10 protein-coding genes are annotated in these 12,654 nt (G+C 66.8%); 4 read left to right on the top strand and 6 right to left on the bottom strand.

Features of this window, described 5'->3' with window-relative positions; translation table 11 throughout:
• The first annotated feature begins 7 nt into the window (after positions 1–7).
• On the top strand, positions 8–1,153 hold the full coding sequence (locus LQG66_RS32735) for an acyltransferase family protein (RefSeq protein WP_231319923.1): 1,146 nt from the start codon (positions 8–10) through the stop codon (positions 1,151–1,153).
• 339 nt (positions 1,154–1,492) lie between these two features.
• On the opposite strand, the gene LQG66_RS32730 is transcribed toward LQG66_RS32735, so the two are convergent.
• Positions 1,493–2,860, bottom strand: coding sequence for an ATP-binding protein (locus LQG66_RS32730; RefSeq protein ID WP_231319922.1), 1,368 nt, complete (start codon positions 2,858–2,860; stop codon positions 1,493–1,495).
• Positions 2,850–3,617, bottom strand: coding sequence for a response regulator (locus LQG66_RS32725; protein WP_231319921.1), 768 nt, complete (start codon positions 3,615–3,617; stop codon positions 2,850–2,852). Before LQG66_RS32725 ends, LQG66_RS32730 begins: the two co-directional genes overlap by 11 nt.
• Positions 3,618–3,845: 228 nt before the next feature.
• Between LQG66_RS32725 and LQG66_RS32720 the strand changes: the two genes are divergently transcribed.
• From LQG66_RS32720 to LQG66_RS32710, 3 genes are read left to right on the top strand one after another with little or no spacing between them, the layout of a single operon-like run.
• Positions 3,846–5,321, top strand: a complete 1,476-nt coding sequence (locus tag LQG66_RS32720) for an efflux transporter outer membrane subunit (protein ID WP_231319920.1) — start codon at positions 3,846–3,848, stop codon at positions 5,319–5,321.
• A gap of 38 nt (positions 5,322–5,359) precedes the next feature.
• On the top strand, positions 5,360–6,652 hold the full coding sequence (locus tag LQG66_RS32715; protein ID WP_231319919.1) for an efflux RND transporter periplasmic adaptor subunit: 1,293 nt from the start codon (positions 5,360–5,362) through the stop codon (positions 6,650–6,652).
• A complete protein-coding gene (locus tag LQG66_RS32710) occupies positions 6,652–8,613 on the top strand; it encodes a MacB family efflux pump subunit (protein ID WP_231319918.1) in 1,962 nt (653 codons plus the stop codon). The genes LQG66_RS32715 and LQG66_RS32710 overlap by 1 nt, the downstream gene beginning before the upstream one ends.
• A 205-nt stretch (positions 8,614–8,818) precedes the next feature.
• Here the strand turns inward: LQG66_RS32710 and LQG66_RS32705 are convergent, their stop codons facing one another.
• The 4 genes from LQG66_RS32705 to LQG66_RS32690 form a co-directional block, all read right to left on the bottom strand.
• Positions 8,819–9,433, bottom strand: a complete 615-nt coding sequence (locus tag LQG66_RS32705) for a carboxymuconolactone decarboxylase family protein (protein ID WP_231319917.1) — start codon at positions 9,431–9,433, stop codon at positions 8,819–8,821.
• 177 nt (positions 9,434–9,610) lie between these two features.
• Entirely contained in the window at positions 9,611–10,507 is an 897-nt protein-coding gene (locus LQG66_RS32700; RefSeq protein ID WP_231319916.1) for a DUF3313 domain-containing protein, read from the bottom strand.
• 172 nt (positions 10,508–10,679) lie between these two features.
• Positions 10,680–11,561: a DMT family transporter gene (locus tag LQG66_RS32695; protein WP_231319915.1), complete on the bottom strand. Its 882-nt coding sequence runs from the start codon at positions 11,559–11,561 to the stop codon at positions 10,680–10,682.
• 27 nt (positions 11,562–11,588) lie between these two features.
• The gene (locus LQG66_RS32690) at positions 11,589–12,614 is read right to left on the bottom strand and encodes an NUDIX domain-containing protein (protein ID WP_231319914.1); all 1,026 of its coding nucleotides are present in this window, start codon (positions 12,612–12,614) and stop codon (positions 11,589–11,591) included.
• Between the last annotated feature and the right edge of the window lie 40 nt (positions 12,615–12,654).

The following is a 12,654-nucleotide window of genomic DNA, read 5'->3' as shown; positions in this document are numbered from 1 at the left end:
CAGGAACATGCCCAGAGAGATGCCAAGCCACCGCCTTTTATATATCGACAACCTGCGCTGGTCAGCGATCAGCATGGTCGTCATCATGCACGCGGCCGTGACCTACTCACCTTTCGGAGAGTGGTACTACCGTGAGCATCCCGAACTGAGTATCGGAGCGAAGGTTGCCTTTGCCGCCTATCAATCCTTTCAGCACGCGGTGGCCATGGGATTGCTTTTCGGCATCGCCGGCTTCTTTGCGGCCGGCGCCGTTGCACGCAAGGGCGTCGGCGGCTTCATCCGCGAGCGGTTGCGGAGGCTTGGCCTGCCGTTGCTGATCTATATGACCTTGATCGGTCCGCTGACCGAATATTTCGTAGCAGGGTCGTGGCGGTCGAACCCGCCGCGCACATTCATCGAGGACTGGTGGCTACACCTCAGGTCGGGGGAACTTCTGAACGGCTCGGGTCCCCTTTGGTTCTGCCTTGTACTTCTCTTGTTCTCCGCTGCCTACGCCGTGCTGTACCAGGCGCGCCCTGTCCAGCTCGTCCCGCGGCACCCCCCTGCGGCCGTGGCGGTGTTGGGCTACGCGGCCCTGATTGCCACCGTGACTTTTGCGGTCGGCGCTACTTTTCCGAATGCAAAGACTGTTCTCAACGTCGATGTGCACGACTTTCCGCAATACCCGCTGATGTATGCCGCCGGAATTGCCGCATGGAAGGGTGACTGGTTGCGGCAGATACCATCACGCGTCGGGAGGCGTTGGTTGTGGGGAGGCGTTGTGGCCGGTGGTGCGCTGTGGATCGTGTTGGTCGTTGCGGGCGGCGCCATGACCGGAGACGTGTCCCCCTATGGCGGCGGCTGGCACTGGCAGGCTGCCGGCATGGACGTCTGGCGCTCATTCACATGTCTTGCGCTCTCGCTAGGCTTGATCGTCCTCTACCGAGATCGCTTTGACAGCCAAGGCCCGGTGGCTCGCTTCCTCACGCGCAATGCATTCGGCGTCTATGTCTTGCACGCGCCGATCCTGGTCGCGATTACGCGTTTGCTGCACTTGTTACCAGCTTCCATCGGCATCAAATTCGCGCTCGCCAGTCTTGGCGGCATCTTGGCAAGCTTTCTCCTTGTCGGCTTTGTAGCCCGGCGAACGCCTGGTCTGCGCGCCATCCTCTGAACGGTGACGCTGCCAGTGTTCTGAACAGCGGCCCGTCGGCTGTGAGCTGAATGCGGAAGCCGGTAACGCGGTTGCAGTGGTCTGCCTTGGGTCACGGGCCGCCTTCCCGAATACGTCAGCGCGACGGCCGCTCTACTCCATATAGATAGCTGCCGATCTGCTGCGCGGCGCGAGTTGGTGAACTCGGGCCAAACCCGGTTTTGCGCTCCGGCGCGTCATTTCGGCTGACAGATGCGAGGCAGTCCGTTCAGATAACCTGTCAAACACGCTGTGCAGAGACTCCGGCTGATGGTGAGCCAGCCGCATTGATGTTGACGCGTCCGTTTCGAACCTCCGGCGTCAGGCCACCTTGGCCGGTATCGCCACCGGCACCGCCGCATGCAGCGGCAGCGACAACCGCACCCGCAGGCCGTGCGGCTGGTTCGGCATCAGCGCGATGCCGCCGTCATGCTTCTTCATGATCTCCTGCGCGATCGACAGGCCGAGGCCGAAGCCGCCGGCCGCGCGGGCCTGGTCGAGCTTGACGAACGGCTCGAGCGCACGCGCCTGCAGCGCCTGCGGAATGCCCGGGCCATCGTCGGCGACATCGATGGCGATCATGCCGTCCGCCACGGCCAAAAGGCTGACCACGACCTCGCTGCCGTGCTTGACCGCGTTCTCGACCACATTGGTGACGGCGCGCGACAGCGCCCGCGGCCGGCCCTCGCAGACCAGCCGCGACGGTCCGTCATAGCTGACGGCGTGGCCGACATCGGCGAAGTCGCAGCAGATCGTCTCCAGCAGACTCGACAGCTCGATGCGCGCCGGCTGCTCCGCCTTGGTGTCGTCCCGCATGTAGTCGAGCGTCTCGTCGAGCATGCGGCTGACCTGGTCGATGTCGCGCAGCATGGCGCTGCGCATGTCGACCTGTCCGATCCGCTCCGAGCGCAGCCTGAGCCGCGTCAGCGGCGTACGCAGATCGTGGCTGATCGCGGCCAGCATCCGCGTGCGGTCGTCGAGCAGCGTGCGGATGCGCGCCCGCATGTCGTTGAGCGCCTCGGCCACCTGGGTGATCTCCTTGGGACCGCGCCCGCTCAGGGCTTCGTGCGCGTCGGGCGAGCGGCCGAACGCGGCGGCCGCGCGCGCCATCTCCGACAGCGGCCGGATGATCGCGCGCGCCACGTAGATCGACAGCAGCACGCCCAGGAGCAGGATGATGATCAGGAACACCACGGTCGGCTTCAGCACCGCCGGCCAGAAATTCAGCCGCGGCACGTCGTCGAACACCAGCGCCCGCTCGGCATCGACCTGCACGATGATCTGGGTCGGCGGCGCGGCGCCATAGCTGAAGCCGTTGAGCACCTTGACGTTGCGCAGCACGCTGAGCTGGCGCCGCGCCAGCTGCGACGTCCATGGCATCTTCTGGTTCGGCTTGCTCGACAGCGCAAGCGCCGTCAGCGGCACCAGCTCGACCTGGATGCCGGAGCTGCGAATCCCCGACAGCACGCTTTCGACGGAGGCGGGATCGTTCGTGGCCCGGACGAAATGCATCGCCTCCGCCACCCGTGCGATGCCATAGGCCGGCGACTCGGTCTCGTCGGGCGGATCGAGCAGCAGCAGCGCCGCCGCGATCATCAGGACGACCCCGAGGAGCACCGATAGTGACGCGAGCGCCACGATCTGTGCGGTGATGCCGAGCCGCGTCCGCATCTTCTGACTATCCTTCATCGATGATCTCGACTCGTGGCGTGAAGACGTAGCCGCCGAGGCGCACGGTCTTGATCATGGTCCAGCTTTTGGCGCCGGGCTCGATCTTCTGCCTGATGCGGCTGATGTGAACGTCGATGCTGCGCTCGACCGGTCCGGCCTGCCCGCCATGCGCCAGCTCGATCAGCTGCTCGCGCGACAGCACGCGGCCGGCGTTGCGACAGAACGCCAGGAGGATGTCGAACTCGGCGCTGGTCAGTGTGATCTTGACCCGGTCGGGATCGAACAGCGTGCGCGTCGCCGGCTCGATGCGCCAACCGTCGAAGGTCATCGGCGCCTGGCGCGCGCCGACGGCAGCCGGATGCAGCTGCGAACGGCGCAAGAGCGCGCGGATGCGCGCCACCAGCTCGCGCGGATTGAACGGCTTGACGACGTAGTCGTCGGCGCCGAGCTCGAGTCCGAGGATGCGGTCGATGTCCTCGCCCTTGGCCGTCACCATGATGATCGGCACGGTGGAGATCTGGCGCAGGCGACGGCAGATGCTCATGCCGTCCTCGTCGGGCAGCATGACGTCGAGCATGATCAGATCGACCTGCTCGCGCTGCAGGACATCGTTCATGGCCGCGGCCGACGCCACGAAGCGCGGCGCGAAGCCGTGCTCCTGCAGCAGCTCGGTGAGCAGCGCCGCAATGTCCCGGTCATCTTCGACGCACAGGATGCGGGCGGCTGCCGATATGTTGGCGTCTGTGGCCACGGCGGTATTGTGTGACGACATCATGCGCGGAACATGGTCGATTTGAGCCGAAAAGAACAGCTCGAACCGGCGCCGATCGTGGCGAAAGTAAGCTATATTATTAAGGCGGAAACATTTCTTCACGCGACTTAACCCTGCGCAATTCCGATCCTACCTAGGTTGAGACCATCAAATGACATCAACAGGGAAGTCCTGCGGCGTGGCTCGCTCGCCAACGCGGCCCTCCTCCGAACCGCGATAGTCTCAGCCACCGTGAAGTCCGCCCTGCTCGCACTCTGCCTCGCAACGCCGCTGCTCGCCGGCTGCGCCGTCGGCCCCGACTACATCACTCCGGATTTCGGCGTGCCCCAAAGCTGGAGCAGCGACCGCAATCGGCCGGCGCAGGCGCTGAAGCTCGCGCACTGGTGGCGCAACCTCAACGATAGCCTGCTCGATCAGCTGATCGGCGAAGCGGTTGGCGGCAATCTCGACGTCGCCGCCGCGAAGGCGCGTATCCGCGAGGCGCGCGCGACGCAGCGCCAGGCGGTCGGCGCGCTGTTTCCCTCGGTGAGCGGCACCGGCACGGCGACGGAGACCCGCAGCGCCGGCAGCTCGACGAGCGGCATCGCGATCTCCCCGACCACTTACAGCCAGTACCAGGCCGGCTTCGATTCCAGCTGGGAGCTGGATTTGTTCGGCGCCAACCGCCGTGCCGTCGAAGCCGCGGCCTACGGCGTCGACGCCGCCGAGGACGATCTGCGCGCGACCTTGCTGACCTTGATCGGCGACGTCGCATCGAACTACGTCGATGCCCGCGCCTATCAGGCGCGCGCGGCGCTGGCCCGGCGCACCGCGGCGTCGCAGCGGGAGACGGCGGCACTGACCGAACGCAAGCAGAATGCCGGCTCGGCCTCCGCCGTCGACACCGCCAAGGCGAACGCGCTCGCCGCCAGCACCGAAGCCACCATTCCGACCTATGAGAGCAGCTATCAGCAGGCCGTGCACCGGCTCGGCGTGCTGCTCGGCCGCGACCCCACCGCGCTGAGCCTTCGCCTGTCGCGGGCGACGCCGATCCCTTCGCCGCGCCTGCCGCTGCCGAAGGGCATTCCCGCCGACGTGCTGACCATGCGACCCGACGTGCGCAAGGCCGAACGGCGGCTCGCGCAGTACACCGCCAAAATCGGACAGGCGACCGCTGCGCTGTACCCGGATGTCAGCCTCACCGGCACCGTATCGACGACGGCGCTCAAGCTCGGCGATCTCGGCAAGAGCTCCACGATCGGCTGGTCGATCGGACCGAGCCTGTCGGTGCCGATCTTCAATGGCGGCAAGCTGCAGGCGGCCGTCGAGATCGCCGAGGCCCAACGCGACGAATACCACGTGGCCTGGCGCAGCGCCGTGCTGAGCGCGCTCGAAGACGTCGAGAACGCCATCGTCGGCCTCGGCCAGGAACGCATTCGCATCCGCAGCCTGAGCGAGTCGGCCCGACGCTATGGCGAGGCCGCGCGGCTGTCGCGCTCGCTCTACCAGACCGGCTCCAGCACCTTCCTCGACGTGCTCGATGCCGAGCGCTCGCAGTTCACCGCCGAGGACAGCCTGCTCGCGAGCCGCGCCACGCTCGCGAAGAACTACGTGGCGCTCGCCAAGGCGCTCGGCGGCGGCTGGACCGGCGCAGTCGACAGTTCGATGCCCGAGATCGTCGACAGCGGCACCGGTCCGCATCTGCTGCAGACCGTCGACACCAAGTGAATCCCCAAGCGATCCCGAAGTGATCCCAAAGTGATCCGATGAACGCACCCTTAGCCCACCTCCCCCGGCCGACCGCGACGGAGGACAGCATCTCGCAAGCGCCCAAGCCGAAGCGGCCGCGCCGCCGGCCGGTGCTGATCATCGGGCTGCTCGTGGCGCTCGCGGCGACCGTCCTGCTCGTCACCCGGTTCACGAGCAATCCCAACGCCAATCTGGCGACGGCGCCGGTCACGATCGGCGATATCGAGCAGACCGTACTCGCCACCGGCACGTTGAAGCCGGTCAAGCTGGTGGCGGTCGGCGCCCAGGCGTCGGGACGGCTGGTCGCGCTCAACGTCAAGCTGGGACAGAAGGTCAAGGCCGGCGATCTCATCGCCGAGATCGACTCGCTGACGCAACAGAACACGTTGCGCACCAACGAGGCGAGCCTACGGAGCGTGCGGGCGCAGCGTGACGAGAAGGTCGCCACCTTGGCGCTGGCGGAGGCGAACCTGGCGCGGCAGCAGGTCACGCTGGCGCAGAAGGCGTCGTCGCGCGCCGACTACGACAGCGCCGAGGCGACCGTCAAGCAGACCCAGGCCCAGATCGCGCAGCTCGATGCGCAGATCGTCGAGGCCGAGGTCGCGATCGAGACCGCGCGCGTCAATCTCGGCTACACGAAGATCACCGCGCCCATCGACGGCACCGTGCTGTCGATCGTCACCCAGCAGGGCCAGACCGTGAATGCGGTGCAGTCGGCACCGACCATCGTCGTGCTCGGCCAGGTCGAGACGATGACCGTGCGCGTCGAAATCTCCGAGGCCGACGTCGTCAGGGTCAGGCCCGGGCAGAACATCTACTTCACCATCCTCGGCGATGCCGACCGCCGCTACCAGGCCACGCTCGGCTATATCGAGCCGGCGCCGGAATCGATCAAGAGCGATTCCAGCTTCTCGTCGAGCTCGACCACGACATCGAGCAGCAGCACCTCTTCGTCCTCGACGTCGTCGGCGATCTACTACAACGGTGTGTTCGACGTCGCCAATCCGGACGGGCGGCTGATGACCTACATGACCGCCGAGGTCCACATCCTGCTCGGCGAAGCGCGGAAGGTGCTGACGATCGCCTCGTCATCCCTGAGCAGCGAGAATGCGGACGGCAGCTATAACGTCCGCGTGCTCAATGGTGCGGGCACGGCGGAGAAGCGCGCGGTGCGCATCGGCCTCAACAACAAGATCAGGGCCGAGGTGCAGTCCGGCCTGCGCGAAGGCGAGCGGGTCGTGATCTCCGCGCCCGAGGAGAGCGCGAAGCGAACCGTGATGCCGCCGCCGTCCTCCGCCGGAGGTCCGTGATGACGGAGGTGCTGATCGACCTGCAGAAGGTCGGACGGCGCTACGCGTCCGGCGAAGGCACGGTCCATGCGTTGCGCGCGGTCGACATCCAGATCGCGCGCGGCGAGATGGTCGCGATCATCGGTCAGTCGGGCTCCGGCAAGTCGACCCTCATGAACATCCTCGGCTGTCTGGACCGTCCGACCTCCGGCAGCTACCGGATCGCCGGCCGTGAGATGAACTCGCTCGATCCGGACGAACTGGCAGCGCTGCGGCGCGAGCATTTCGGCTTCATCTTCCAGCGCTACCATCTGCTCGGCGAGCTCACCGCCACGCAGAATGCCGAGGTGCCCGCCATCTATGCGGGACTTGGCCCGGCGGCGCGGCGCCTCAAGGCCGAGGCGCTGCTGCAGCGGCTCGGCATGGGCGGCCGCACCGATCACAGGCCGGGGCAACTCTCGGGCGGCCAGCAGCAGCGGGTCTCGATCGCCCGCGCGCTGGTCAACGATCCCGATGTGATCCTGGCCGACGAGCCGACCGGCGCGCTCGACCGCGCAAGCGGCGAGGAGGTTCTGCGCATCCTCGACGAGATCAGCGCCTCCGGGCGCACGGTGATCATCGTCACGCATGATTCCGGCGTCGCGCAGCGCGCGCGCCGCATCATCGAGCTCGAAGACGGCAACGTCATTTCGGACAGGCTCAATCCGCGCGCGCCCGGCGCTGCGGCCACCACCGCGACCGACAACGCCGCAGCACCGGCGCCGTCGTGGTGGCGCAGTCATCTCGACCGCTTCCGCGAGGCAGCACGGATGGCGCTGCTCGCCATGAATGCGCACCGGCTGCGCGCCTTCCTCACCATGCTCGGCATCATCATCGGCGTCGCCTCCGTCGTCATGGTGCTGGCGCTCGGCCGCGGCTCGCAGGCGCGGGTGCTGGAGAACATCAACCGGCTCGGCACCAACACGCTGGAGTTCTTTCCCGGCAAGGATTTCGGCGACACCCGGTCCAGCAAGATCAGGACGCTGGTGCTCGCGGATGCCAAGGTCATGGCCCAACAGCCTTATGTCGATGCGATCTCGCCGACGGTCTCGACCACCAGCACCCTGCGGTTCGGCGCGATCGAGGTCAGCGCCCAGATCTCGGGCGTCGGCGAGCAGTATTTCCGCGTCAAGAACACCGAGCTCGCCGAAGGCAGCTATCTCGATGCCGATACCGTGCGCTCCTACGCCCAGGACGCCGTGATCGACGACAATGCGCGCAAGGCCCTGTTTCCCGATTCCGACGTCAGCCCGCTCGGCAGCGTGATCCTGATCGGCAAGGTGCCCTGCCGCGTCATCGGTGTCACCAAGCAGCAGCAGGCCGGGTTCGGCTCCAGCTCCACGCCGATCGTCTATCTGCCCTACACCACCGTGCAGGCCCGCTTCCTCGGCAACCAGGTCCTGCGCAGCATCAGCGTTCGCGTCGACGAGGCGACGCCGATGGCGGCGGCCGAGCGCGCCGCGACGGCGCTGCTGACCGAGCGGCACAACACCAAGGACTTCTTCGTGCTCAATACCGATGACATCCGCAAGACCGTCGAGAGCACGACCCAGGTGCTGACCCTGCTGGTCGCGGCCATCGCGGTCATCTCGCTACTGGTCGGCGGCATCGGCGTCATGAACATCATGCTGGTGTCGGTGTCCGAGCGCGTCGGCGAGATCGGCGTGCGCATGGCGGTCGGCGCACGGCGCAGCGACATCCTGATGCAGTTCCTGATCGAGGCCGTGCTGATCTGCATGCTCGGCGGAGCACTCGGGCTTGCGCTGGCGGTCGGATTCGGCACCGTCTTCAACGCCCTCGATATGGGCTTCCAACTGATCTATTCGCCGCTCGCGATGGCCGGCGCCGCCATCACGTCGATGGCGATCGGCATCGGCTTCGGCTACATGCCCGCCCGCAGCGCCTCGCGGCTCGATCCGGCGATCGCGCTGGCGCGGGAGTAGCGGACATCTCGTCCCTGCCAGGGCTTATCCCAGGCTTCCACGTGCCTGCTCGACGAACTGAGACGGACGTCGGAGTCGGGGCACGTGCCAGTCGCACGCTAGAGTCCTCCAAGAACCATACGATTGAGGACGCAAATGACCCAGACCAGGCCTCGGTCCGACGCGCGCGTAGCGCCCGCCGCCTGACCGAGATCTTCGCACGTGCTCAATCCGGGAAACGCGATAGCTTCTCTCTGGCCGGCGCTCGGGCGGCGTTCAGTACCATCGCTATGAACGTGTAATAGCCACTGATCGACGTGAGATCGAGGACGCCCTTGTCGCCGAAGCGGGACTTGGCCCGCTCATAGGTCGCGTCCGACACGCGTTTGTTGCGGAGAAGCTCGATCGAGAAGTCGTAACAAATCTCCTCGTCGGCGCTCATGCCCTGGGGGCGACGACCGTCTGCGATCGCGTCCACGGTCGCCTTGGCGATACCGGCTTCCAGGGCAATCGGAGCATGCGAACTCCATTCGAAATCCTGTGACCATTCGCGGGCGGTCACGAGGATCACGAGTTCGCTCAAGGTCGTGCCGATAGCCGACTTGCGGCGCAGATAACTGCCCATCTCCCGGGCGGCGACCATTACTTCGGGGCTGTACATCAACTTCTCGAAGGGTCCGTATGGCGGCCTCTTGATGGCCGCCTCGAACTCCGCGGCAGCCTTCTTCTGCGCATCGTCGTAGCTCGCAGGTGGAATTGCCGGTAGACGCGGCGATTGCGCCAAAGCGGGTACTGCCAAGCACGAAACCAGAGTGGCGAGCGCGGCGATGCGACCCCTCATGCCAATCCTCCTGAGAAAAAGCCGCGGCCGGTTTACAGCATGCATTGAATGCGCGGTAGCGTATCTTGCTCAATCCTCTTCGGGTGTCTATTCTGCCTTGCTACGCCGGACACTGACGCGCAAGTCAGCCGCGATATGTGCAAGTGGCCCATTCAATTTGGCCGAAGCTCACGACGACTACCGTTTCGCCATCTGCGCGCTGGCCTGCGCATCCTGCGGAGCAGCGCCGTTGTCGACCCATTCCGGCGGAGCGCCGAGCCGGTTGGCGACCATGCCGACTAGTCCGGGATCCCTGCCGAACGCCTCGCACGCGGCGTTTTTTGGCTTGCCGCCGAGGGCAGCGCCGATCCGCTCGATCGACGGCAGCTTCGGCGCCTTGCCGAACGGCGTCTCGCCCGTCACCAGCATCTGGCCGAAATCGGCACTGAAGGAACTGGCGAGATCGTAGGCGTCACCGGCTTGCGACAGCACCGGCGAGTTCGTGAACGAGTTGGCGCCGCGCGCCCACACCATCGCGGCCTGCTGCCGGCCCTTGCGATCGAGCGCTTCGGCTTCGATGCTGAGACTGCCGAGCCCGATCGGCAGCCGCGGCACCGGGACGGGAACACCAAGCGCGCCGGGCACCGCCGACACGACCTTGGACGCGCCGGCGGCAATCGGATCGGTCGGCGTCGCCTGGGTGATGAAGGTGCGCGTCGTCAGGTCGGCCCGTTCATTGGGCGCCACGACCGCGAAGCGTTCGCTCAGATTGAGACACAGCGCGCGATCGACGGCATTTGCGACCAGCCTGCGCTGGGGCTCCGACAGAACCGCCCCCGCATCACCGGAAAAGGATGTCGGCATGATCCGCACCGTCTGCGCCGCGAGCACGGTGTCCTTGTCGACGTTGAGCAGCGACTTGGCGAGCACGCCATTCGACGGCGACAATGTCTGATACGACGCGAGCGCTCCGCTCTGCGTCATCGGCGCCGTCGCGCAGCCGGACAAGCCGAGCGCCGCGCAGAGCATGGCCAAACGGGTGATGGCGACCGGAGTGCATGATCTCATGAAAGCCGCGATGTCGATTTCGACCATGCCCGGACCGCCTCACGCCGACCAATCTGCGCCCCCTCGCGGGCGGCGCCATGCTTCTCCTAGGAAAATCCGGACAGCGTGGGGCGGAAGCATGGAGAGATGTTACGCAACGGCGCCAACCAAGGAGAGAGTGCGGCAAGCGCGTCCGCGGTCCGGCACCTGCGCGGCAGACTCAAAATCCGCTGGTGATGGCGACGACGCCCGACACGGCCAGGACGGCGCCCAGCCAGGCAGTTGGCGCGGGCCTGAGCCCGGTGCTCCACCACAGCAGCGGCAGGATCATGACGGGAGTCGTCGACGACAGGCCGGAAACGATCCCGACGGGCCGACTCGCGAGTGCAAACAGGACGAGTGTCATGCCGACGCCCATCCCGAGCACGCCGCTCAGCGCGGATCGCACGACGACCGATCGATCCACCGGCAACGTGCTGCGGAAGCCCGGCATGGCGGACAAGGCGAGCAAAGCTGCCAATCCGATCGCGGCGCGAATGGACGTGGCCAATGCCGGATCCAGACCCGCAGCCATCACGGGCCGCGCCGTCAGGACAGCGGCCGCCGCGAACAACGCGGCCGCCAGACCGAACAGGATGCCGGCTCCGACCGACCCGTGCGTCTCCTGAGAGATCGCGCCGGGCTGTCTGAAAATGATCGCGACGCAGACGCCACCCACGATACAACCCACGCCAACGATCTTGATCGCCGACAGCGTCTCACCGAGCAGGAGATAGCCGAGCACGGCCGCGAATGCGGCCCAGCTGGCATAGACCACGGCGGTCAGGCGCGGCCCCAGCCGGGCCAGCGCAGCATAGAAACAGGAGTCCGCGACAACGACGCCGAGCAGGCTCGATGCTGCCAGCATCAGCATCTGATCACCGGACGGCTGCGCCCAGCGGCCTCTCAGCGCGACAACAGCCAGCATCGTCAGAAGCGCCGCCCCGAGGCGTATCGCGTTGAACACGACCGGACCAAGCTGGCGCACCGCCGACGGCGCGATGAAGTTGCTGACAGCGATGGCGAGCGCGGCCGCCAGTGCAGCCAGATCGTGAAGCATCATAGGTGGCAGGCCCGTCCGCCGGACGTCTTACGCGGCACGGCCGAGCCAGGCTCGCATCTTCTGGGCCAAGGTGAGGCGAGGCTCCCCCGCCGATGCTCCGTTGCCGTCCGAATCGTCGGCAGCCTCGCGATCCGTATCGGAAGGCTCCGGCACAGAGCTGCCGGTCTCTCGTGTCGGCACGGCGTCCGTCGGCACGGCGCCGGCTGCTCCGCCGCTCGACGCCGGACGATCGGGAACGAGCGATTTGATCGCGGCCACGACAGCTTCCACCCGCTCGACATCCTCCGGCACGCGCTCCGCTTCGGCGGACTGCGGCGCGACCGTCGCACCGGCCTCGGACGGCGCCGGCGCCTCGGTATCGGACCGGGCCGGCCGGGCCTCCGACTCCGCCGTGGCGGTCGCGGCCGGTACCGGCCCGACCTCGGGCGCCGGCGCGTCGGGCTTGGCTGCGGTGACGACGGCAATCTCGGCAGGCGACGCAGGCACAGGCGGCTCCGTGACGCGGTTGCGGCGCTTCTTCGCCGCCGCAGGCTTTTCGGCAACAGCTTCCTTCGCTGCCACGAGCTCTTCGGCCGCCGCCTTGTCCACGGTCTTTTCCGCCGCCCTGGCCAGCTCCGGCGTCGGCTTCGCCCTGGTCTTGCGGATCAGTCCGGCCAGCGCATAAGGCCCGACCGTCTCCAGGAACGTCCTTTCATGATCGCGCGACAGCCGCGCGACCGCGGCATCGAGCGGCAACCAGTCGACGGCACGGACGTCGTCCATCAGCGGCCCCGACGGTTCAGCAGCCGCTTCCATGCGCCAGTAATGCACGACCTTGGAGCGCGTGCCGGTGTCGTAGACCAAGGTGCCGAGGAACTCGTGCACGGTGACCTTGTGGCCGGTTTCCTCCAGCACCTCGCGCTTGGCCGCCTCGCGCGGCGTCTCGCCGTCGTCGAGCTTGCCCTTGGGCAGCACCCATTCGTCGCGCTTGCGCAGGCGCACCACCGCGATCCGCGGCGGTTGCTCCCGCCGCAGCACGATGCCACCTGCCGCCATGATCGGCGCTCTCGCCATCGCCTCTCCCGAGCCAGAGACCGCAACTCCAGCGGTCCGA

The sequence above is a fragment of the Bradyrhizobium ontarionense genome, from assembly GCF_021088345.1.
Taxonomy (GTDB): domain Bacteria; phylum Pseudomonadota; class Alphaproteobacteria; order Rhizobiales; family Xanthobacteraceae; genus Bradyrhizobium; species Bradyrhizobium ontarionense.
Note: the sequence above shows the minus strand (reverse complement) of the source record. Positions and strands in the feature narration are given on the sequence as shown.

Coding starts and splice junctions, on each gene's coding strand:
- LQG66_RS32725 (WP_231319921.1), bottom strand. CDS start 3,617: ATGATGTCGTCACACAATACCGCCGTGGCCACAGACGCCAACATATCG.
- LQG66_RS32700 (WP_231319916.1), bottom strand. CDS start 10,507: ATGGTCGAAATCGACATCGCGGCTTTCATGAGATCATGCACTCCGGTC.
- LQG66_RS32705 (WP_231319917.1), bottom strand. CDS start 9,433: ATGAGGGGTCGCATCGCCGCGCTCGCCACTCTGGTTTCGTGCTTGGCA.
- LQG66_RS32695 (WP_231319915.1), bottom strand. CDS start 11,561: ATGATGCTTCACGATCTGGCTGCACTGGCGGCCGCGCTCGCCATCGCT.
- LQG66_RS32735 (WP_231319923.1), top strand. CDS start 8: ATGCCCAGAGAGATGCCAAGCCACCGCCTTTTATATATCGACAACCTG.
- LQG66_RS32690 (WP_231319914.1), bottom strand. CDS start 12,614: ATGGCGAGAGCGCCGATCATGGCGGCAGGTGGCATCGTGCTGCGGCGG.
- LQG66_RS32710 (WP_231319918.1), top strand. CDS start 6,652: ATGACGGAGGTGCTGATCGACCTGCAGAAGGTCGGACGGCGCTACGCG.
- LQG66_RS32715 (WP_231319919.1), top strand. CDS start 5,360: ATGAACGCACCCTTAGCCCACCTCCCCCGGCCGACCGCGACGGAGGAC.
- LQG66_RS32730 (WP_231319922.1), bottom strand. CDS start 2,860: ATGAAGGATAGTCAGAAGATGCGGACGCGGCTCGGCATCACCGCACAG.